The sequence below is a fragment of the Actinomyces howellii genome (genome assembly GCF_900637165.1).
Taxonomy (GTDB): Bacteria; Actinomycetota; Actinomycetes; order Actinomycetales; family Actinomycetaceae; genus Actinomyces; species Actinomyces howellii.
Window position 1 is genome coordinate 1,538,227 of sequence record NZ_LR134350.1, and the last position, 19,374, is coordinate 1,557,600.

The 19,374-nt window shown below is 70.8% G+C and carries 27 protein-coding genes; 25 read left to right on the forward strand and 2 right to left on the reverse strand.

The features are described 5' to 3' along the window. Positions 1–9 precede the first annotated feature (9 nt). The 25 genes from EL245_RS06525 to EL245_RS06655 all read left to right on the forward strand — a co-directional run bounded on the left by EL245_RS06525 (position 10) and on the right by EL245_RS06655 (position 18,259). Positions 10–780 carry a VG15 protein gene (locus tag EL245_RS06525; RefSeq protein ID WP_126382421.1) on the forward strand — a complete coding sequence of 257 codons (771 nt, stop codon included), beginning with the start codon at positions 10–12 and terminating at the stop codon, positions 778–780. An 85-nt stretch (positions 781–865) separates the two neighbouring features. Continuing rightward, a complete protein-coding gene (locus EL245_RS06530) occupies positions 866–1,477 on the forward strand; it encodes a capsid assembly scaffolding protein Gp46 family protein (RefSeq protein WP_161512748.1) in 612 nt (203 codons plus the stop codon). A gap of 38 nt (positions 1,478–1,515) precedes the next feature. Continuing rightward, positions 1,516–1,896, forward strand: coding sequence for a hypothetical protein (locus EL245_RS06535; protein ID WP_197719463.1), 381 nt, complete (start codon positions 1,516–1,518; stop codon positions 1,894–1,896). A 3-nt stretch (positions 1,897–1,899) separates the two neighbouring features. Continuing rightward, positions 1,900–2,931 (forward strand): major capsid protein, encoded by a 1,032-nt coding sequence (locus EL245_RS06540; RefSeq protein WP_126382423.1) that lies wholly within the window; start codon positions 1,900–1,902, stop codon positions 2,929–2,931. Continuing rightward, positions 2,931–3,278: a hypothetical protein gene (locus EL245_RS06545; RefSeq protein ID WP_126382424.1), complete on the forward strand. Its 348-nt coding sequence runs from the start codon at positions 2,931–2,933 to the stop codon at positions 3,276–3,278. The genes EL245_RS06540 and EL245_RS06545 overlap by 1 nt, the downstream gene beginning before the upstream one ends. Then, on the forward strand, positions 3,259–3,651 hold the full coding sequence (locus tag EL245_RS06550) for a Gp19/Gp15/Gp42 family protein (RefSeq protein ID WP_161512749.1): 393 nt from the start codon (positions 3,259–3,261) through the stop codon (positions 3,649–3,651). Before EL245_RS06545 ends, EL245_RS06550 begins: the two co-directional genes overlap by 20 nt. A gap of 79 nt (positions 3,652–3,730) precedes the next feature. Then, positions 3,731–4,015 carry a hypothetical protein gene (locus EL245_RS06555; RefSeq protein ID WP_126382426.1) on the forward strand — a complete coding sequence of 95 codons (285 nt, stop codon included), beginning with the start codon at positions 3,731–3,733 and terminating at the stop codon, positions 4,013–4,015. 48 nt (positions 4,016–4,063) lie between these two features. Next, on the forward strand, positions 4,064–4,402 hold the full coding sequence (locus tag EL245_RS06560) for an HK97 gp10 family phage protein (protein WP_161512750.1): 339 nt from the start codon (positions 4,064–4,066) through the stop codon (positions 4,400–4,402). Between the two features lie 38 nt (positions 4,403–4,440). After that, complete coding sequence (locus EL245_RS06565; RefSeq protein ID WP_164719458.1) at positions 4,441–4,791, forward strand: hypothetical protein; 351 nt, start codon at positions 4,441–4,443, stop codon at positions 4,789–4,791. A gap of 16 nt (positions 4,792–4,807) precedes the next feature. Continuing rightward, entirely contained in the window at positions 4,808–5,476 is a 669-nt protein-coding gene (locus tag EL245_RS06570; protein WP_126382429.1) for a hypothetical protein, read from the forward strand. A gap of 103 nt (positions 5,477–5,579) precedes the next feature. Then, entirely contained in the window at positions 5,580–5,801 is a 222-nt protein-coding gene (locus tag EL245_RS06575; protein WP_126382430.1) for a hypothetical protein, read from the forward strand. A 32-nt stretch (positions 5,802–5,833) separates the two neighbouring features. After that, complete coding sequence (locus EL245_RS06580; RefSeq protein WP_126382431.1) at positions 5,834–6,172, forward strand: hypothetical protein; 339 nt, start codon at positions 5,834–5,836, stop codon at positions 6,170–6,172. Between the two features lie 224 nt (positions 6,173–6,396). Beyond that, positions 6,397–6,600 (forward strand): hypothetical protein, encoded by a 204-nt coding sequence (locus EL245_RS06585; protein WP_126382432.1) that lies wholly within the window; start codon positions 6,397–6,399, stop codon positions 6,598–6,600. Between the two features lie 110 nt (positions 6,601–6,710). Next, on the forward strand, positions 6,711–10,547 hold the full coding sequence (locus tag EL245_RS13850; protein ID WP_161512751.1) for a tape measure protein: 3,837 nt from the start codon (positions 6,711–6,713) through the stop codon (positions 10,545–10,547). Continuing rightward, positions 10,547–11,356, forward strand: a complete 810-nt coding sequence (locus EL245_RS06605; RefSeq protein ID WP_126382433.1) for a hypothetical protein — start codon at positions 10,547–10,549, stop codon at positions 11,354–11,356. Before EL245_RS13850 ends, EL245_RS06605 begins: the two co-directional genes overlap by 1 nt. Beyond that, on the forward strand, positions 11,353–12,459 hold the full coding sequence (locus EL245_RS13210) for a hypothetical protein (protein WP_161512752.1): 1,107 nt from the start codon (positions 11,353–11,355) through the stop codon (positions 12,457–12,459). The genes EL245_RS06605 and EL245_RS13210 overlap by 4 nt, the downstream gene beginning before the upstream one ends. A 311-nt stretch (positions 12,460–12,770) precedes the next feature. Then, entirely contained in the window at positions 12,771–13,244 is a 474-nt protein-coding gene (locus EL245_RS06615; protein ID WP_126382435.1) for a hypothetical protein, read from the forward strand. Continuing rightward, a complete protein-coding gene (locus EL245_RS13215) occupies positions 13,241–13,414 on the forward strand; it encodes a hypothetical protein (protein WP_161512753.1) in 174 nt (57 codons plus the stop codon). Before EL245_RS06615 ends, EL245_RS13215 begins: the two co-directional genes overlap by 4 nt. Further along, complete coding sequence (locus tag EL245_RS06620; RefSeq protein WP_126382436.1) at positions 13,411–14,079, forward strand: hypothetical protein; 669 nt, start codon at positions 13,411–13,413, stop codon at positions 14,077–14,079. Before EL245_RS13215 ends, EL245_RS06620 begins: the two co-directional genes overlap by 4 nt. A gap of 69 nt (positions 14,080–14,148) precedes the next feature. Then, on the forward strand, positions 14,149–15,027 hold the full coding sequence (locus EL245_RS06625) for an endolysin-like domain-containing protein (protein WP_126382437.1): 879 nt from the start codon (positions 14,149–14,151) through the stop codon (positions 15,025–15,027). Further along, a complete protein-coding gene (locus tag EL245_RS06630) occupies positions 15,024–15,260 on the forward strand; it encodes a holin (RefSeq protein ID WP_126382438.1) in 237 nt (78 codons plus the stop codon). The genes EL245_RS06625 and EL245_RS06630 overlap by 4 nt, the downstream gene beginning before the upstream one ends. A gap of 3 nt (positions 15,261–15,263) precedes the next feature. Beyond that, positions 15,264–15,788 (forward strand): hypothetical protein, encoded by a 525-nt coding sequence (locus EL245_RS06635; RefSeq protein WP_126382439.1) that lies wholly within the window; start codon positions 15,264–15,266, stop codon positions 15,786–15,788. After that, complete coding sequence (locus EL245_RS06640; RefSeq protein WP_126382440.1) at positions 15,773–16,039, forward strand: hypothetical protein; 267 nt, start codon at positions 15,773–15,775, stop codon at positions 16,037–16,039. The genes EL245_RS06635 and EL245_RS06640 overlap by 16 nt, the downstream gene beginning before the upstream one ends. 22 nt (positions 16,040–16,061) lie before the next feature. Beyond that, a complete protein-coding gene (locus EL245_RS06645) occupies positions 16,062–16,538 on the forward strand; it encodes a hypothetical protein (RefSeq protein ID WP_126382441.1) in 477 nt (158 codons plus the stop codon). A gap of 371 nt (positions 16,539–16,909) precedes the next feature. Further along, the gene (locus EL245_RS06655) at positions 16,910–18,259 is read left to right on the forward strand and encodes a glycerophosphodiester phosphodiesterase (RefSeq protein ID WP_126382443.1); all 1,350 of its coding nucleotides are present in this window, start codon (positions 16,910–16,912) and stop codon (positions 18,257–18,259) included. 55 nt (positions 18,260–18,314) lie between these two features. On the opposite strand, the gene EL245_RS06660 is transcribed toward EL245_RS06655, so the two are convergent. After that, positions 18,315–18,560, reverse strand: coding sequence for a hypothetical protein (locus tag EL245_RS06660; RefSeq protein ID WP_126382444.1), 246 nt, complete (start codon positions 18,558–18,560; stop codon positions 18,315–18,317). Between the two features lie 94 nt (positions 18,561–18,654). Further along, on the reverse strand, positions 18,655–19,293 hold the full coding sequence (locus tag EL245_RS06665; RefSeq protein ID WP_126382445.1) for a hypothetical protein: 639 nt from the start codon (positions 19,291–19,293) through the stop codon (positions 18,655–18,657). Positions 19,294–19,374: the final 81 nt, after the last annotated feature.

Below are 19,374 nucleotides of genomic sequence, written 5' to 3' on the forward strand. Positions count from 1 at the left end.
GGAGTCTCGGTGGCAGGAGCGTCCCCCCTCGCGATCTGGGACGGCCACCGGGTCAAGGTCGAGCAGATCGCCGTCCAGGGAGTGACCGCCCTCGAGCAGGTCTTCCTGGACAACCCGACGATGAGCCGCACAGAGCTCGCCTGGCTCATCCGGCAGGTCAACCATGAGTGGGGTGTGGTGGCCGCGCAGGACGCCGCCGACACAATGGTCATAGCCCGCGCCACCGCCGGCCAGCACGACCTCGAGGCCCCGACGGTCATCGACGCCATCACCACGGAGGTAGCCGAGGCGATCGCAGGGTGGGCCCAGGCCGGCGAGACCCCCGAGGAGGTCCTGCGCCGGGCCGCCATCTCGACCACACGCCACCTGCGCAACGCGTCCCGCGACACCGTCGAGGTGTCGACCGCGCTCGCCGGCACCGGATGGTGCCGGGTCCCGCGCCCCGGATGCTGTGCCTTCTGCCTCATGCTGGCGTCCCGCGGCGCGGTCTACACGTCGCGGGACGCAGCCCTCACGGTCGGCGGCGGCCGCCGGAAGCGGGGCCGGCGGGCATCCGGGTCCAGATACCACGACAACTGCGGGTGCATGGTCCAGGAGGTCCTGCCCGAGCACGGGGTGCCCCCCATCGTCGCCGGCATGGAGCGGCTCCTGTCCACGCTCCAGCAGCAGTCGCCGACCAAGACGCTCACCCTCGACGACTGGCGCGCCTATGTCACCGGCCAGCGCCGGGCGGACGCCGCAGCCCGGCGTAGCGCCGCGGCCGCGCTGGCCGAGGAGTGACACCCGCCGCCCCACTGGCGGCCTCAGATTCCGCACCACGAGCCGCGGTAAAGGGCTCGGACCGACTCGACCACGAGGACACACAATGCGCATCAGCACCATGCCCAGGCACGCCCGCTTCGCCGTCGCCCCGGACCCGGACCCGGCCGCAGGGACGACCCCGTCCCCCGACCCCGGCAGCGGCGATGGCAGCAAGCCCGCCTGGACTCCCCCTGCCAGCCAGGAGGAGCTTGACCGGATCATCGGCGAGCGCCTGGCCCGAGAGCGGGCCAAGTTCTCCGACTACGACGCCCTCAAGACGAAGGCAGCCGCCTTCGACCAGGCGGCCGAGGCGTCCAAGACCGCCGAGGAGCGCGCCGCCGACCGCCTGGCCAAGGCCGAGGCCCGCGCCACCGAGGCCGAGGCTCGAGCCGCCCAGGCCGAGGCCGCCGCGATGCGCGCCGAGGTCGCCGCCACCAAGGGAGTCCCCGTCGGCTTCCTCACCGGGGCCACCCGCGAGGAGGCCGACAAGGCAGCCGACGAGCTCCTGGCCTGGAAGAACGGCCCCACCACCACCACCAATGGTGGGCTGGCCGGCCCCCTGGGCCCCGGAGCACGCCGCGCTCGCGGGAGCGGGTCGACTGGGGGCGTCAAGGGTGGGGGCCTGGAGGCGGGCCGGGAGGCTTTCAAGGCGGCCCACAGCCGCAAGGGTGACTGACGCGCACACTCTCCGACACGACAGAAGGGAAGGGCAGCATGCCCAAGCTCAGGATTGAGCACTCCTCCCCTGGGGACCAGCGGTGGCTGGGCTCCCTGCATGGGATCGACAGTGCTCGCACCGTCACGATCGACCCGGCCGACTTCACGGCCCGGGTCGTTGACAAGATCATCCCCTCGGGGACTGCCGTCGCCGTCAAGGGCGGCAAGACGGTCCCCTACGTCTCAGGTGGGTCCGGGGGTGAGGAGAAGCTGACTGGCTTCATCCTGACCGACCAGCCGGCCGACGCCGGCAAGATCGCGGTCCCGGTCGTCGACCGAGTCCGTGTGACGGTCGCGCTCCTGCCCGACTCGGGCTTCACGATCCCGGCGGCCGGCAACGACCTGACCGCCTGCACCTACATCCCGCGGGAGGGCTGATCGATGGCACTGTGGACTGATCTCATCGAGCCCGCCGAGCTGACGGGCTACGTGCGCGCCGCCTACGAGGACGTCGAGCGCGCCAGGGGCTTCCTGGCGGCCTTCCTGCCCAACCAGGAGGTGCACGACGTCGTCGTCCGCACCTACACCGGTGAGGCCGGCCTGGTCGACGAGGCCTCCTACCGGGCCTTCGACGCTGAGCCTGAGGTGATCGCCGGTGGGCAGGCCCGCAAGCTCGTCATCGAGCTGCCGGCCCTCGGGTCGGTCAAGCCAGTGTCCGAGTACTCGCAGCTGCGGGCGCGCAACGCGACCGACGAGGTGCTGCGGGACGTCATCCTGCGTGAGGCGCTCCGCTCCGTGCAGGGTGTGTCCGACCGCACCGAGCGGATGCGCGGCACGGTACTCGAGACCGGCAAGGCCACCATCGACCAGGCCAACTTCCAGGTCGAGGACGACTTCGGTCGTGACCCGTCCATGACGGTCACGACGTCGGCCGTCTGGTCCGGCTCCACGGCCAAGGTCCTGGACGACCTGACCGCGTGGGCGGACGCCTACGCCGACCTCAACGGAGAGCGCCCGGGCGCCCTCGTGGTCTCCTCCAAGATCGCCCGCGCGATGAGGCGGCACGCGGACTTCCAGACGGTCACGGTCGAGGGTGTCACCCGTCACGCCTCGCTCGAGACCGTCAACTCGGTCCTGTCGTCCGAGGGTCTCCCGGCCATCACGGTCTACGACCGGCGGACCTCGTCGGCCGGCAAGGCGGTCCGTGTCCTCTCAGAGGACAGGCTGCTGTTCCTGCCGGACCCGGTCGACCCGTTCTCGGGTGCTCCGACCCCGCTGGGTGCGACCTGGTGGGGTCAGACCCTGGCCGCCTCTGAGGCGGACATGGGGATTCCGGACGAGCAGCAGCCGGGCATCGTCGCGTCCCTCGACCGGGCGTCCCGCACCCCGCGGACGGTGTCAATCGACGTCGACGCGATCGCCCTCCCGGTGCTCGCCAACGCGAACCTCTCGATGGCCGCGAAGGTGCTGTGATGCGGCGTCTGGTCACGCATGTAGTCGTGCACCGTCCGGCCGGGAGCGTCATGCTCCCGGCCGGGGCGGTCCTGGGCGATGAGGACGCGGCCCTGGTCACCAACCCGTCGGCGTGGGTCGACGACGGTGCCGCTGATGACGACGGCGGTGCCGAGGACGAGGATGAGGGCGCTGGAGCGTCGGGTGAGGTGCCCAGCGAGGCGTGGACCGTGGCTCAGATTCGCGAGTGGGCGGAGGCTCATGGCGTGGACCTGGGGCGGGCCACGACGAAGGCGGACCTCCTGCTGATCATCGGCGATGAGCTGGCGGCCGAGGGGGACGCTGGTCGTGGCGCTCACGTCGCTTGAGGCGGTGCGGGGGGCGTGGCTGCTCGACCCTGAGGACCTGCCTGAGGACAGTGTCCTGCAGGGGCTGATCGGCCGTGCTGAGCGGCTCCTGCGGGGCCTGTCACCGTCCCTGGGGGACCGTGCGGCTCGTGACCCGGACCTCGCTGACCGGGTGCAGGACGTCGTCGTCGCGATGGTCCTGCGGGTGGTTTCCAATCCCGAGGGGGTCCGGTCGACGTCGGAGACCACTGGGCCGCTGACGACGTCGGTCACCTACGGCGGGTCCGACCCCGGGCAGCTCTTTGTGACGGACACGGAGAAGGACCTCCTGGGCATCCGCCGGGGGCGCCGCCGGCAGGCGGCTTTCTCCGTGAGCATGCGCCCGAGGGGGTGACGGGATGTCCCCGCCTGGGAGGTGGCCGCGTCATCGCAGCCACAGGGAGTGGCGGACGCCGGTCACGGTCACGGGGCCGGTGCACCGGGACGCGGACGGTCTGCTGGTGCCGGCCTCGGGGCCGGTGACGGTCGAGGACTGTCACGTCGTGCCGGGGTCGAGCGCGGCCCTGGGGATGACGGACGCGGTGACGTCGGAGGCGCCGTCGGACGCGGCGGTGCTGTACGCCCCGCCGGGGGCGCCTGTCAGGCACCGGGACATGGTCGAGGTGCCGGACACGCACCCGCTGGCTGGCGCGTGGATGGTCGAGGAGACGCCGGCGGCCTGGCCGATGGGCCTGGTCGCCGCCTTGTCGAGGAGGTGACCGGTGATGGTCCGTGTGCAGATTGATCGGGCTGGGGTGGAGGCGCTGATGGTGTCTCAGCCGATGCAGGCGGCGATGCTGGCCGCTGGTCAGGACGTGGCCGCTGAGGCGGCGCGCAGGTCACCGCGCCGCACCGGTCAGCTGGCGGCCTCGTTCTCCGTGGAGTCGGCGGTGGCGACGGTCGTCGCTCGTGGCCGGGCGTCCCGGAGGGCGTCTGGTCGGGTGACGACGGACGTGCCGCACGCGGCGGCGGCCGAGTTCGGGCACATGTCCGGGAAGGCCGTTGGCGCGGGGGGTGTCCGCAGTGCTGTGCCTGGGGCGCACGTCCTGGGTGAGCTGGCGGCGACGAAGGCGGCGCGTGCCGCTCGAGGGGGTCGTCGCCGGTGAGTAGGTGGCTTGACCCTGTCGAGGCGGTCCGTGAGGCCGTGACCGAGGCGACGGGGGCGCCCACGACGCGCGTCCTCGACCCCGGCTTCACGTCGGGGCCGATGCCTCTGGTGCATGTGTCCCTGGTGTCGTCGGCCCCGGGTGACATCGACCGGACGTCGACCGTGGCGGTCGACGTGTACGCGGTGACGCCGTCGGCACGGGGTGAGGCGGGCGCGCAGGCGCTGGCCGAGCTGCTGGTCGACGCTGTCGACGACAAGCCGCTCGCGTCGTCGGAGGGGTACGTCGACGCCGTGACGGTGACGCAGGTGGGCGGCGTGCGCCCCTATTTCGAGACGGTCGAGGTCGTGCCTGTCACCCTCGACATCACATATCGACCTCGACACTGAGCGAAAGGAAACGAATATGGCTGCGACGACTATTGAGGCGCAGAAGAAGAAGCACAACAAGGACGTCAATGTCCGTAAGGGGCTCAATGTCATTGTATTCATGGCGCCCCGGACGGTGGACCTCCCCACGGCGATCACGGAGGGTGCCGGTCAGCTGACCGAGCTGCCGGCCGGATGGTGGCCGGTGGGGATGATGACGAAGGACGGCTTCACGGTCTCGACGGACGTCTCGATCGAGGAGGTCGAGGCTCTGGGTTACCTGGAGGCGGTCCGCACCGACATCGTGAAGGCGCCCAGGACGATCAAGTTCACGGTCCTGGAGCCGTTCCGGAAGAACCTCCAGGAGCTCGTCTACGGGGTCGACCTGGGGGCCCTGAAGGCGGACAAGACGACCGCGGAGGTCGTTTTCGATGAGGCGCCCCTGCCGGCGATCGAGGAGCTCCGCCTCATCGCGGTCATGGCCGACGGGCCGGCCGATGACGAGTGGATCGTCGGCCGCGGTTTCCCCCGCGTGAAGCTCTCCACGATCCCCGAGGAGGCGTGGAAGCCTGACGAGGCCGTCAAGTTCGACCTCGAGCTGTCTGTTTTCACGGACAACGAGGTCGGCACGCCGTGCCGCCACTACCTCGGTGGCACGGCCGCGGGCCGGCACCTGGACGCCATCGGCTTCACGCGCGCCGAGTGATGACGTCGCCCTGGCAGCGGATGGTCTCCCCGCTGCCAGGGCGGCACCCACCCATGGGAGACCGCACAGAGACCACGCACACATCGCGATGAGAGGACCAGACATGCCCCGATTCACCAAGACAGTCAGGGACGCCACTGGCACGGAGGTGACCCTGGAGCGGGTCACCGACGCTCCCGCGGAGATCGCCACCCTGCGCGTCTCCGGGTGGGACGAGGAGAAGGCGACGTCCGAGACGGCCCCTGCTGCCAAGGCCGACGTCGACAAGACGCCGGCGCCCAAGCCGGCCACCAAGCCCGCCCCGAAGCCCGCCGCTGAGGCGTGACCAACCACCAACTGACGACTCAGGAGACCACTATGAGCGATGTCAAGCCCACCCTGACCCTGGCCGCCCTCGAGAAGATGGACGCGGCGTCCGCCCCGGCCCCGTTCACCTTCGGGATCGGCTCCCGGCGGATCAGCTTCCCGGACCCCATGGAAATGCGCGTGGAGGACCTCGAGGCCTTCGCCGCTGACCTGGAGTCCACGCAGTCCCTCTCCGGCATCTTCCGCCGGTGGCTGGACCCGGAGGACGCCGAGGCCCTGCTCGAGAGGCTCACCGCCCGCCAGGCCCGCGTGCTCCTCACGACGGTCCAGGAGCACTACGGGGCCTTCCTGGGCGACCAGGGGGAAGGCGCCGCCTCTACGACTGCCTGACACGGCACGAGAGGCAGGTCACCCAGGACCTCGCAGACCGGGGATGGGACGCCCCCACCCTGTTCCGACAGAGGCGGTGGACGTTCCTCCTGGACCTCATCGATGGGCTGCCGGCGTCCTCACGGACGGTCTCGGCGATCCTCAACGACCCGGACCAGTCCCGGGTCGAGGCGCTCGCTGAGGCGGTCATCGCCTCTGAGGACGCCGAGGACGACGAGGCGGAGGTGGGTGGGTCGCTGGTCGGGCAGACGCCCGTCGTGGTGGTCCTCCAGGACATCTTCGACCTCATCGTCTCCGCCCTCGGTGGCGACGAGCGCTACCCGCGGCCCGTCACGGCGGTAGCCGCCGAGGTCGAGCGGGTCCGTGAGGAGCGCACGCTCGCCGCAGCCCACGATGTCATCGCCGCGATGACGCCGTGGGCCATGTGACACACGACGGATAGGCCCCGGTCGTGGGGCACCAGCACACGGGAGGGTGGTGGTGCCCCATGGCCGGGGCTTTCAAGGCTGGAACCGTCTTCGTTGACGTAGTCCCTTCCATGAAGGGGTTCTTCAAGGCGGTCACGGACGACGTCAAGGGGTCAATGCCGGCCGCTGGTGCGGACGCCGGCCGCAGCTTCGCGGATGGCTTCACGCGCGCCGCCCGCTCGGCAGGCCAGGACGTCGCTGCAGCGGTCGCTGACCCGCTGGGCAAGTCGACCGCCCGCCTCGAGGCCGAGGCCCGCGCCGCCGGGAAGGCCCTCGCCGCCGCGCAGGACGAGGTCGTGGCCGCCGCGGGCCGCCTGGAGGCCGCCCGCAAGGAGGAGGAGACGGCCGCGAAGGCCGCCGCCTCCGCTGAGGAGACGCTCAACCGCGCCCGCCAGAGCTCCGCCACGTCAGCCGCCGACGTCGCCCGCGCGGAGGCTGCCCACAAGGCCGCCGTCGAGCGCTCCACCAAGGCAAACCAGGACGCCGACGACGCCGCCGCGCAGCACTCCCGCGCCCTCGGCACGCTCGAGGAGGCCAGCCGGGGCGCCGACACGGCCGTCACCGAGCTGGCCCGGGCCACCGGCCGGTCCAAGCTCGAGATCGCCCAGGCCGACCCCGCCCTCGACGACCTCGCCCGCAGCCTCGACAAGGCCGAGCGTGAGGCCAAGGAGGCCGACACCGCCCTGACCGGCACCGGCAGGGGCGCATCCGCCATGTCCGGCATGGTCCGATCCGCCGTCGGCCCGCTCCTCGCCATGGCGGCCGCCGTCGGCATCGGCGGATTCGCGTCAGAGGCGATCACCGCCTCAGACGCCACCGACAAGTTCGTCAGCACGTTGCAGTTCGCGGGCCTCGACGGCGCGACCATCGAGCGCCTCACGGAGTCCGCGAAGGCGTACGCGGACGCCACCGTCTACGACCTCGCCGACATCCAGAGCATCACGAGCCAGCTGGCCGCAAACGGCGTGGACGGCTTCGACCAGCTCGCCGAGGCCGCCGGCAACCTCAACGCGGTAGCCGGAGGCTCTGCCGAGACCTTCTCCTCTGTCGGGATGGTCCTCACCCAGACCGCCGGCCAGGGCAAGCTCACCACCGAGAACTGGAACCAGCTCAGCGACGCGATCCCCGGCGCCTCGGGCAAGATTCAGCAGGCCCTCCTCGAGGCCGGCGCCTACACCGGAAACTTCCGCGAGGCCCTCGAAAAGGGCGAGATCACCGCCGAGGAGTTCAACGCCGCCGTCCTTCGCCTCGGCTCCGACGAGACCGCCGTAGCCGCGGCACGCTCCACGAAGACGATCGAGGGCGCCGCCGGGAACCTGCAGGCCACCCTCGTATCCGGCTTCAAGGAGTTCATCGACTGGGTCAAGCCCGCCGTCACAACCGCGATGGGCGAGGTCGCGACCGGCTTCGAGAACGCGTTCACCTGGATCAAGCAGCACAAGCAGGAAATCCTCGCGCTCGCGGGTGGCGTGACCGTGGCGGTTGCGGCATATGCGGGTTTCTCGATCCTCACGAAGGTGAAGGCCTGGATTCATGCCACCGAGATATCAATGCATGCCCTGAATGCTGCGATGAAGGCGAATATCGTTGGTATTGTCATCACGGCTATTGCGGCCCTGGTGACGGGGTTGATCCTGCTTTACCAGCGCAATGAGGACTTCCGGTTGAAGGTCCAGGAGATGGGCCGTGCGGTGAAGGCGGTCTGGGAGGACACGATCCAGCCGGCGATCGCGACGGTGTGGGGGTGGATTTCCGGGACGCTCATGCCGGGCATCCAGGGGATCATTGACATTCTCTTCAAGGGGGACTTCACCGGGTCGATCTTCGGCTTGGAGGAGGACTCGACGTTCGTCGACATCCTCTTCAGGGTCCGTGATGCCGCGATTGCGGTATGGGACTGGGTCGTGAACGTGCTCGCGCCGGGTGTGTCGAGCGCGTGGTCCAATGTCATTTGGCCGGCCGTGCAGACGGTGGCTACGGCCATCTATGACGCCTGGGTGAACGTCATCTGGCCGGCCTTGTCGGCGCTGTGGTCGTGGGTGACGGTGACGCTGGCGCCGGCCCTGTCGGCCTTCTGGACGGGCACCGTACAGCCCGTGTGGGCCGCGATCTCGGCGGCGGTGTCGGAGGCCTGGAACAGCTACATCCTCCCGGCCTTGTCGGCGCTGTGGTCGTGGGTGACGGTGACGCTGGCGCCGGCCCTGTCGGCCTTCTGGACGGGCACGGTCCAGCCCGTGTGGACGGCGATCTCGGGATTCATCCAGTCCGCGTGGGTGAACGTCATCGGCCCGTCACTGTCGGCGCTGTGGTCGTTCATCACGGGCGTCCTGGTGCCGATATTCCTGTTCCTGTGGAGGAATGTCGTCCAGCCCGCGTTCCAGGGTATCGGGGCGATCATATCGTTCGCCTGGAACTTCGCCATCAAGCCGGTCCTCGAGGGCTGGAAGTGGATGTTCCAGAACGTCATCGGCCCGGTGATTACGTGGCTGTGGCGTAATGTCGTCCAGCCCGCGTTCCAGGGTATTTCGACGACGATATCCACGGTGATCAACTTCCTGTCGGACACGGTCTTCCCGAAGATCAAGTCGGCGATTGACAACGCGAAGAACGGCTTTGACAACTTCCGTGACGGAGTGAAGGCCGCCATGGATAAGGTCAAGGAATACGCGGCGAAGCCGGTCAACTTCGTCATCAATACCGTCTACAAGGACGGTATCAAGAAGGCGTTTGACACGATCGCGGAGAAGGTCGGCCTCTCTTTGAGGCTGCCTGACGTGAAGGCGATCGCCGGGTACGCGTCCGGCGGCCAGTGGCAGACGATGACGCCGGGATACACCCCGGGCAGGGACGTGTATCACTTCTATTCACCGGATGGTGGTGGTGCGCTGAAGCTATCGGGCGGTGAGGGGATCATCCGTCCGGACGCGCTGCGCGCCCTCGGGGGCAAGCCGTGGCTGGATCGCGTCAACGCGTGGCGGGGGCGGGGTCTGGCGAACGTCGGCGACCTCGGTCGCCGGCGCGGCCAGGTGGCTTTCGCCGACGGCGGTATCTGGGGGCGCGTGACAGACACCTTCGAGGCGGCAGCCGACTGGGTGTCGTCGACGGCGTCGGCGGTCGCGGACATCGTCTCCGACCCGCTCGGTGCGGTCGCCAATCTCGTGATTGCGCCGGCTAAGACGCTGCTGGCGCAGATGGGCTCGTCATTCTGGGCTCAGACCATGAAGGCTACCCCGCCGTTGTGGTTCGAGTCGCTGAAGAACATCTTCAAGACCAAGACAGAGGAGTCGGGCATGGGGTCGTCCTCGGGCCTGGTGGGCGCCGCCCGCAAGGCGATCGGCGTGCCCTACATCTGGGGGGGGTCGTCGATCCCGCCCGGGGTGGACTGCTCGGGCCTGGTCTACTGGTCGGCGAAACAGCTCGGGCTGGGGTGGCCGCGGCTCACCGCCGCGGGCTACCAGGCGGGCTCAACGCCGGTGTCGGTGGGGTCGGCGGTCCCAGGTGACCTGCTTTTCTGGGGGTCGCCGGCATGGCACGTGGCAATCGTGTCGGGGCCGGGGCGGATGGTCGAGGCGCCCAAGCCGGGAACAACGGTCCGTGAGACCGCGGTCTGGGGGACGCCGACGGCGGGCCGCTACGGCGGCAAGAAGTACGACGCCGGCGGCTGGCTACCGCCGGGTGTGACTGCCGCGGTCAACCAGACCGGCGCCCGTGAGGCTGTGCTCACCGCGCGTCAGTGGCGGGATGTCTCGTCGCTGGCGGCTCAGGGGGTCAACAGCTCGGCGGCAGTGCTTGACGGTGCCGAGCTGCGTCTGGTGATCGATGACGGCGAGGCGCTGGATGCGCATATCGAGGTCGTGGCCACCGGGGCGTCCCGGCGTGCCGAGCAGCTGCGCGGGAGGGGTCGCTGATGGGGCTCATCGCCTCTGTGCCTGCCGGGCAGGCGCGCCTGGTGCAGGTCGTCGTCGAGGCCGGCACGGTCCCGCCCGGGGAGAGGTTCTCTGTGGTGGGTGAGGTCGGCTCCTCGAGGTGGACGGTGCGCGCCGGGGCGCGCGTGTCGGACGGGGGCCAGGTGGTCCTGGGTGACTCCCTGGCCCCCGTCAACGTCCCGGTCACCTACAGGGTGACGTGGGGGCCGGGGGCGGCGTCCAGTGCGGTGTCTGCGCCGGTGGTGCGACGATGGTCGGGCCGGTCGCTGCTCACGGATGTCACGGGCGGGTCCGTGGTGGACCTGCTGTGGCAGGGGGCGGACGCCCGGGCGGTGGATCGCAGGGTGACGGTGCATGAGGTGCCGGGGCGGCCTACCCCGGTGGTGGTGATGGCGCCGGCGATGGGCGCGGGGACGGTGTCGCTGACGGCCCGGACCGAGGGGGAGCACACGAGGGCGATGGCGGCGGTGGCCGCCCGCCCGCAGGTCAACATCCTCTTCCACAACCCCGCCCGGTGCTTCCAATGCGCGCGGTCCCTGTGCGACGTACCGCTGGTGACGGTCCTGGTCCTCACGGACGTGTCGCACTCGAGGGCTGACCGCCTCGACGCGGCGGAGCGCGTGTGGACGCTCAAGGCCGCGGTCGTGGGGGTGCCGGAGCCTGATCGTGTGGTGCCGACGTCGACGTGGGACCAGCTCGATGCCGCCGAGCGCACGTGGGACCAGGTCGACGACATGGGCATGTCCTGGGACGAGTTCGATCGTGTGCTGTGGCAGGAGGTGGGGGGATGATCCCCGCGAACCTGCTGAGTGACAGCTTCGTCTACGGCGCCCGCGTGGACTCCTGGCTGGGGTCGCGCTGGCTGGGGCGGGTGCCGGTCGTGTCGGGGTCGGTGTCGTGGTCGGCGTCGCAGCAGGTTCAGGGGACGCTGTCGCTGACGGTCCCCCGCCTGGGGTCGGTCTCTGAGGACGAGCCGGCCCGCGACTTCACGCCGACGACCCCGGAGTCCCCGCTGGCATGCTTCGGGCAGGTCCTCCGGGTGACGATCGAGGTGGAGTCGCTGGTCACTGGCCTGCAGCACACCGAGCCGGCCGGGGCCTTCCTGGTGACGGGGTCGGACGTGTCCCGCGGGACGGTGACCGTGTCCGGGAAGAGCCTGCTCCAGCGGGTCGAAGAGGACCGGCTCACGTCCCCGACGGTGCCGCGCGCCGGCGGGACGCTGGCCTCGGAGATGCGCCGCCTGCTCGGAGGCCACATGGGGCTGGTCATCGACCCGAGGCTGACGGACCGGGCCTGCCCGACGTCGATGACATGGGGCGAGTCCCGCATCGACGCCCTCTTCGAGATCGCCGACGCCTGGCCCGCCCGACTGCGAGAGGGGCGGGACGGCGTCCTCTACGTCTTCCCCCCCGTCGACGAGGGCACCGCACCGTCCCGCACGATGACCGACGGCGAGGGCGGCACCGTCATCGCCGCCAAGCGCACCGAATCGAGAGAGAAAGTCTACAACCGGGTCGTCGCCCGCGGCCAGCAGCAGGGCGACTCCGGACAGCCAACTTTCCAGGCGGTCGTCGACCAGCGGACCGGCCCCATGGCCACCAGCGGACCCTACGGCGTCGTCACGAGGTTCTTCTCATCCCCCCTGATCACGTCCCCCCGGTCGGCGATGTCCGCAGCTGTGACGATGCTCGAGACATCAGTCCGGCGATCCTGGACTATCCCGGTCGAGCACACCCCCGACCCATCTATCACCCTCGACGAGGTCGTCGACCTCCGGGTCTCCCCCGACGCCGGCACCGCCCCGCTCCGGATGCGCGGCGTCGTCGCCTCCGTGGACATACCCCTCACCCACGAGGGCACCGCCCGCACCGACGTGGAGGTGACGTCACGATGACCGCCGGCACGAGAGTCCTCGACCTCCTCGACACTGCCCCCCGGGACGAGCCCCCACGCTCCGGAGCCGACCGAGCCCAGGTAATGATCGCCGAGGTCACCGCCATATCCGTCGATGGCACCCAGGTCTCCGTCTCCATCCTCGGAGCCGACCCCGTCCAGCTCCCAGCCACCGCCTCCGTCTGGACAGGCGTCACCACAGCACACGTCCTGATGGACCCCGGCACAGGCCGCCCCGTCCACGTCCTCGGACCCGCCACCAAGCCACTCGAGAGCGCATCCACCGCACCCCCAACGCAGGGCGAGGACCCGGTGACCGTCGTCCGCACGGCCACAGTCACCCCCGAGTGGTCAGGCACCTGGACAGCCGGCCAGGGATGGGACCGACTCAACGTCGGCCGCTACGGCGGCCGCACCGACCTCTACCAGGGCGCCCTCGCCGGCATCCCCCGCACCGGCCTCGCCACCTACGGCCAGCGCATCACCGCCCTGGCCGCATCCAAGATCACACGCGCCGTCCTCACCCTCACCGGCAACGGCTCCAACCGCGGAAGCTGGACCGCCATCATCCAGTGCGCCGACAAGACCCCCGCCGGCCCCGCCCCCTCAGGCACAACCGCCGGCGTCACCATCACCGGCACCGCCACCGCACAGGTCGACATCACCGCGCTCGCGGGCGGGCTGATGGCCGGCCGGGGGCTGGCTCTTGTCGGCTCCAGCTATGGGGCCGTCCATGGGACGGGGGCGTCGATGTCCCTGGCCCTGACCTATGAGGCGCTCGCATGAGCGCCGGCGGGTGGAGCGTGTGCCCGATATGCGGGTCGGTCATCGCCGACATCTGGCTGCACACCACATGGCACGAGTCGACCCTCGCGGAGCTCATCGCCGACATGACGACACCCATCACAGACGACGAGCCGGCTGACGTGCCGGCCGAGACAGGAGACACGGCATGACCATCACTGACGCCCGCGGCCATCGCGTCCCCGAGGGCACGGACCAGGCGTCCCGGCAGTCACTCCTCGACCTGTCTCTGTCGATCCCGTCGGTCGCCACCGCCGGGTCACTCGACGCCGCCAACCAGCTCGTGCGGGCGCTCACAGACGCCGGCATGCCCCCCTCACCGTCCAACGTACTCACAGTCCGCCGTACCGACATCGGAGCTACCGCCCACTGGGACGGCTCCGCGTGGGCCTACACGCCCGACCAGGTCGCCGGACAGATCGCGTGGGCCGGCACCGCACCGCTTGCGGCCAATGCATGGTATCCGGTCGCGTGGCAGTCAGCGTCTCCGATTCGTGTTGGTGGAGTGACATGGAATGGGGCGGGATTCGTCGTGCCCTATAAGGGCCTCTATCGAATCGAGGCTTTCATCAAGACCACGTGTCCGTCGGCGTCGACCGGCCGTCTCGGTGTCGGTGTGGCGACGAATGGGGCGATGGATGGGCGGTCGGTCGAGGGTGCCGCGCCGTCGGGCGCCGACTATGTCGGCTTCGCCCTGTCATTCGTCACAGAGCTCCAGGCCGGGAACACTGTCGAGCTGCGGAATCGGCAGGACATTGCGACGTCGGTCGACCGCAAGGTCGCGGGCCTGTCTGTGGAGCGGGTCGCCGCCTACTGACCGGCCCCGCACTATTCGTCCCCCGTGCTATCCGGGCGCGGGGGTTTACCTATGGAAGGAGGCAAATAAGTGAGTAGGAAGCAGGCTTTCATTGACGGCATCGTGAATGCCGTCGCGAATTTCAACGTCGGCTACTCGCAGGGTGCCGCCCGGTCGACGATCGCGGCGCTCGCGTCGAGCCCGTCGCGGGCGGTGGACGCCGACTGCTCGTCGCTGATCGCTTTTGGTCTGTGGCGGGCCGGCTACACGGGCTCGTTCCGCGCGGACGCGTGGACGGGGAACCTGCGGGGGATCATGACCGCCGCGGGCTTCACCGCCCGACGGTGGTCGCGTGGTACCGCGCTGCACGCCGGCGACGTGCTGCTCCTCGAGGGCGCGACGGGGAAGCGCGGCCACGTCGCGCTGTACGCGGACGCTGCTGGCCGCACGAGCCAGCTTTTCGAGGCCTGGCTCAATGAGCTGGGCGGGACCATCGGGGGCGCCCCTGGTGACCAGGGCGATGAGACCAGGATGCGGCCCTATGTGTCGCACCCGGACACCGTGGCGGGCAGGTGGGAGTGGGTCCTCACCCCTCCCGCCGAGGCCGCCGCATCAACTACGACAGCACAGGAGGATTTCACAGTGGCAGAGGCAGAGCGAGTCATCGCGCACGTGACGGCGGTGGACGGCACCGTCAAGGCGACGTCCCAGACGGTGCACGCTGAGGTGCTGGCCCTGCGCGAGCAGGTCAGCGCCCTGGCGGCGACGGTCAAGGCCCTGACGGCGAACGTCAACAAGGTCGTGGACGCGCTCCCCGAGCTCAAGATCGGCGCGGACAGCGCCAACAAGACGAAGGTCAGGATCGGCGCGTCCTCGGATGGCACGGCACCCCTGCCGGCGACCCTGGCGCCCGAGGAGCGCGCCGCCATCGCGGCCGGAATCACTGCTGAGAAGGAGGGAGCCCGATGAGCGCGACCTACACGAGGACCTGGGCGCTCGGTGCTGCTGAGCGAGCGCTGAAGACAGCAGCGCAGACTCTCGCTGCGATCGTGGTCCCTGGGGCCGTGATCTGGGGCCTGGACTGGCCCCAGGCGCTCGGTGTCACCGCGACGGCGACCCTGCTGTCGGTGCTGACGTCGATCGCGGACCCGCGTCACGCGGACGTGGCCGTCGCGACGGCACCGGCGGCTGGCGAGGGCTGACCTGTGGGCGCCGTCGTGGGGCTGCCGGCCCGCGTGTGGGCCACGATCCGTGAGCCACGGACCATCAGCCTGCTGATGGTCGGGGTGTACCTGACCCTGCTGGGGATGGTGTGGCGGGTCGCGACGGCGCCCGTCCCGATGCCGCCCGACGTCGCTGCCGGCCTGGTCGCCCTGACCCTGGGGTGCTTGGCCGGCGCGCCGTCGGCGTGGCGCGGCTGGTGGGGTGTGGAGGCCCCCGCCGCGGGCATGGTCATGCTCGGCCTGCTGGTCCTGGCGGTCGAGGACATCGGCCGCGGGGTCACGGCAGGTCACTGGCCGTACTACCCCGTGCTGCTGACGATCTCCCTGGTGCTGATGACCGCGCAGCGTGTGCTGCGGATCGTCGGCACGGACTGGGAGCCCGGCCGTGAGCCGGACACGCGGGCGCGCCGTGCCCGCACCGCCCTGAGTGTCGAGCGCGTGATCGAGGCGGACGCCCTGGCCGCCGCTGCCTCCAGAGAGGAGGAGCCAGGGTGCGACCAGACCTGATGACCGCCCTCATGGCCGTCCTCACCGGGGCGGTGGGGGTGAAGCTCCTCGACCTCGCGGCGTCGGCGTGGAGGCGCATGCGCGCTGAGGCGCACGACCGGGAGACGGCCGTGCAGCGGGCAGAGCGCGAGCGTGACCGGTGGGAGCTGGTCGCGCGGGCGACGCGGCGCATCGCTGTCGAGCGGGGGGCGCGCCTGGCGGACCTCCCCCTCGGGCCGGGCGAGGAGCCCATGGACACGGGGGACGACTGATGAGACGAGAGGAGGCGCGCTGATGGCGCGCATCGTGGGGAGCGTGGTCTCCCCTGCTGGGGCGCCGCTACCGGGGTGGGTGCGGCTGGAGCCGTCGCCGCCGGTGGCGGTGTCGGCCGGCGACCTGGTGGTGGCGTCGTCGGTGACCGGGGCGCTGGACGCCGCCGGGCGCCTGGACCTCGAGGTGCTGGAGCCCGCTGGCGTGGCCTGGGACGTGACCGCGTGCCTGGGCACGGTGGTGGCCCGCCGGCGGGGGGTGGTCCTGCCCGTCGAGGGGACGGTGTCACTCGCGTGGCTGCTCGGACTGGCCGACCAGCCGGTCGAGCCGGTCGAGCCTGTCCCGCCTGTCGTCGAGGGAGTCGTGGTCGTCTCGGATGACGGCCTGACCTACGTACAGCCCGCCGTCGTCGACGGCGAGCTCTTCACGACTGACCTGGCCGTCGCGTCAGCGGACGGCCTGACCTACACCATCGAGACGACAGGAGGAGGCACGCCATGACCGAGACCGTGACCGCCTACACTCGCGCGGGTGCGGACGCTGCGATCGCCCGGGCGGTGGAAGCCATCCCAGCCGGCCCGCCCGGTGAGCCTGGGCCGCAGGGCCCGCCCGGCCCTGCGGGTGACACCGGCCCGGCTGGTGAGCGTGGAGAGCGCGGCCTGCAGGGAGAGACGGGCCCGGCAGGCCCGGCCGGTGAGCGTGGCGAGCAGGGGCCGGCCGGTGAGCGTGGCCCGCAGGGGCCGCCTGGCGCGCCTGGCACGAGGGTGGTCGTGGTCGCCGAGGGCGCGGACCTCCCGGAGGGCACTCAGCCGGGGGATGTCATCCTCCGCACGGGGGTGTGACCGGTGGCCGTGGTGGTACGGTCCCACGCTGTGGCGACCGCGCGAGCGTCCGAGGGCCAGTTCACGCCCCTGTCCGTGGACTCGCAGGCCGGTGACCTGGCCCTGCTCGTCATGGGCTCCCAGTTCGGGGACACCGCGGCCCGCCCTCCGGAGGGGTGGGAGACCGCCTACACGGCGTCGGCGGGTGGCCGCTCTGGCTACGTGGCCGCCCGACGGGTGACGGACCCGCAGGACACTCAGGGGGTGCAGTGGTGGTCGACGTCGGCTGATGACGCGGCGCGTCAGCGTGGCGCCCTGGTCGTCCTGTCCGGGGTCGCCCAGCACACGCTCACCGCGTGGTCCGGGACGCTCCCGGAGGTCGACGGGGTGACGCTGCTGGTGTCTCAGCAGCACGCCACCGCGGCCACTCCCCTGGCCGAGTGGCCGGCCGACGAGCTGGTCATCGCGGGTGAGGCGTCGTCGACGGCGTCGTGGTCGTCGCTGCGCGCCGGCATCGTGCAGGCCGCCCCCGTCGGGGCGGTGGGACCGCAGGCGTGGGCGGCGGTGAGGCTGGTCCCCGCCGCGGCGGTGCCGTGGGCGGAGGTCGACGGCCGCCGGGCGAGCGTCGCCGTGTGGGACGGCGCCCGGGAGGTGCCGGTCATCCGCGCTGGTGTCATGCCCGCCGGCGCGCCCTCGGTGGACGCGCTCCTCTCCACGCCGCGGTTCGTGGTCGCCCACCGTGGCGGCTCGCAGTCGTGGGTGGAGCACACCCCAGGCGCGTACACGAGGGCGGTGGCGCACGGGTGCACCGCCCTGGAGGTGTCGGTGGCCCGCACCCTCGACGGGGTGTGGATCGGCCACCATGACCGCACGCTGGCGCGCCTGGGTGGTGGGGACGTCGACCCGGCGACGCTGACGTGGGAGCAGGTGCAGGCCGCGCTCCCGGAGCGGTCCCGGCCGGTCACCCTCGACTGGCTCCTCCAGGCGTACGGGCAGTCGCACGTGCTGGTCTTCGACCCGAAGTACCGGGCGGGGGACCGGATCGATGAGTACCTCGAGCTGCTCGCCCCCTACCGGGAGCGGACACTCATGAAGTTCGCCGGCGACGCGGCATGGCTCTTCCGCCAGTGGCGGGCCGCCGGCTTCCGCACGTGGGCGTACGCCTACGCCGCCAGCGCTGGGGAGGCCTGGTACCAGGCGATGCTCACCAACCAGGACATCGACGTGCTGTCGATGGAGTGGGACGCGCCGGTCGAGGTGTGGCAGGCGCTGGTCGCGACCGGGAAGCCGGTCGTGGCGCACATCCCCTCCCAGGCGGCCCAGGTCGCCACTGCGTGGGAGCGTGGCGCGGCCGGGGTGATCTGCTCAGCCCCGGACACCGTCCTCCCCCTGAGGGTGTGACACCAAGAGTGAGGCCCCCGCACCATCCGTGGTGCGGGGGCCTCGTCGTCGTGTCTCAGGCCAGGTAGTCGAGGAAGGCCTCGACCGCTTGGGTGCGTGTCGCACCCCAGGCGACTGCGCGGCTGGCGCGGTCGTGCTGGTGGGCCATCATGTCCGCATCTGAGGGAGATTCATAGGCGAACCACTTCCCGTCCGCGGGGGTGGGGCCCCCCGCGCTGCGTTCCACGGTGCCGATCTCGCGCCCATCGCGCGAGATGATGGCGTGGCCGGCGTAGGTGGTGGTGACCTTGACGTTCTTCATGATGACTCCTGTGGTGGTGGGGGGGCTTGAGGGTGGTGCGGGGGCCGCCGATTCGATGTCTTGGCGGCCCCCGCATGTGGTTGGGGAGTCGTCGTCACCAGGGGGTGACGATCTCCTCGAGGCGGTCGCGCTCAAGGCGCAGGTTGCTGAGGAGCAGGCTCTCGGAGCTCGCGTAGGGCATCGGGTCGGTGGGGTCCTGGTGGGCTCCCGAGAAGCTGGCGGTGGTGACCTGCTCCCAGTAGCCGGGGGCGGTCCCGGCGGGGAGCGGGAGGATGGTGTCGAGCGGGACCCACGTGTCGGGGTCGTCGGGGTCGCGGACCTCGACGGTGACGGTCCACTGGTCGTCGGCGGTGCCGGGGGCCCCGGGGGTGTAGGCCTCTCCGACGGCAGGACCGTCCCAGGTGAGGCGGATCGGTCCATTGAGGGCCTGGGTGGCGGTGGGGTCGGACAGGATCGCGTCGGCCTTGGCGAGTCCCTCGGGTCCGAGGTTCAGGGCGCGCTGCTCGTCGTCGATGATGGCGTGGCGGATGACCGCGGCCCAGAACTCGTCCTCGTCGACGGAGACGACGTAGCGGTAGGTGGTGCCCTCGCCGATGGTGCCGAGGACATCGGCGGCGATCGCGTCGACGTCGTAGTCGGCGCTGGTGGTGTCTCCACCACCCGGGCCGTCGAGGACCTGGACGATCTCGTACTCGATGGCGTCGCGGCGGGTGATGTAGCTGCGGGTCTCCATTGGTGGCTCCTCTGTCTCTCTCATCGGGTCCGTCCCGATGCCTCAAGTATATGACGTCATATAGTGGGGGTCAAGGGGACT

Excerpts from the sequence above, each read along its gene's own strand:
- EL245_RS06530 (WP_161512748.1), top strand. The coding sequence starts at position 866 with ATGCGCATCAGCACCATGCCCAGGCACGCCCGCTTCGCCGTCGCCCCG.
- EL245_RS06535 (WP_197719463.1), top strand. The coding sequence starts at position 1,516 with ATGCCCAAGCTCAGGATTGAGCACTCCTCCCCTGGGGACCAGCGGTGG.
- EL245_RS06540 (WP_126382423.1), top strand. The coding sequence starts at position 1,900 with ATGGCACTGTGGACTGATCTCATCGAGCCCGCCGAGCTGACGGGCTAC.
- EL245_RS06545 (WP_126382424.1), top strand. The coding sequence starts at position 2,931 with ATGCGGCGTCTGGTCACGCATGTAGTCGTGCACCGTCCGGCCGGGAGC.
- EL245_RS06560 (WP_161512750.1), top strand. The coding sequence starts at position 4,064 with ATGGTGTCTCAGCCGATGCAGGCGGCGATGCTGGCCGCTGGTCAGGAC.
- EL245_RS06570 (WP_126382429.1), top strand. The coding sequence starts at position 4,808 with ATGGCTGCGACGACTATTGAGGCGCAGAAGAAGAAGCACAACAAGGAC.
- EL245_RS06575 (WP_126382430.1), top strand. The coding sequence starts at position 5,580 with ATGCCCCGATTCACCAAGACAGTCAGGGACGCCACTGGCACGGAGGTG.
- EL245_RS06580 (WP_126382431.1), top strand. The coding sequence starts at position 5,834 with ATGAGCGATGTCAAGCCCACCCTGACCCTGGCCGCCCTCGAGAAGATG.
- EL245_RS13850 (WP_161512751.1), top strand. The coding sequence starts at position 6,711 with ATGAAGGGGTTCTTCAAGGCGGTCACGGACGACGTCAAGGGGTCAATG.
- EL245_RS06605 (WP_126382433.1), top strand. The coding sequence starts at position 10,547 with ATGGGGCTCATCGCCTCTGTGCCTGCCGGGCAGGCGCGCCTGGTGCAG.
- EL245_RS13210 (WP_161512752.1), top strand. The coding sequence starts at position 11,353 with ATGATCCCCGCGAACCTGCTGAGTGACAGCTTCGTCTACGGCGCCCGC.
- EL245_RS13215 (WP_161512753.1), top strand. The coding sequence starts at position 13,241 with ATGAGCGCCGGCGGGTGGAGCGTGTGCCCGATATGCGGGTCGGTCATC.
- EL245_RS06620 (WP_126382436.1), top strand. The coding sequence starts at position 13,411 with ATGACCATCACTGACGCCCGCGGCCATCGCGTCCCCGAGGGCACGGAC.
- EL245_RS06630 (WP_126382438.1), top strand. The coding sequence starts at position 15,024 with ATGAGCGCGACCTACACGAGGACCTGGGCGCTCGGTGCTGCTGAGCGA.
- EL245_RS06645 (WP_126382441.1), top strand. The coding sequence starts at position 16,062 with ATGGCGCGCATCGTGGGGAGCGTGGTCTCCCCTGCTGGGGCGCCGCTA.
- EL245_RS06660 (WP_126382444.1), bottom strand. The coding sequence starts at position 18,560 with ATGAAGAACGTCAAGGTCACCACCACCTACGCCGGCCACGCCATCATC.
- EL245_RS06665 (WP_126382445.1), bottom strand. The coding sequence starts at position 19,293 with ATGGAGACCCGCAGCTACATCACCCGCCGCGACGCCATCGAGTACGAG.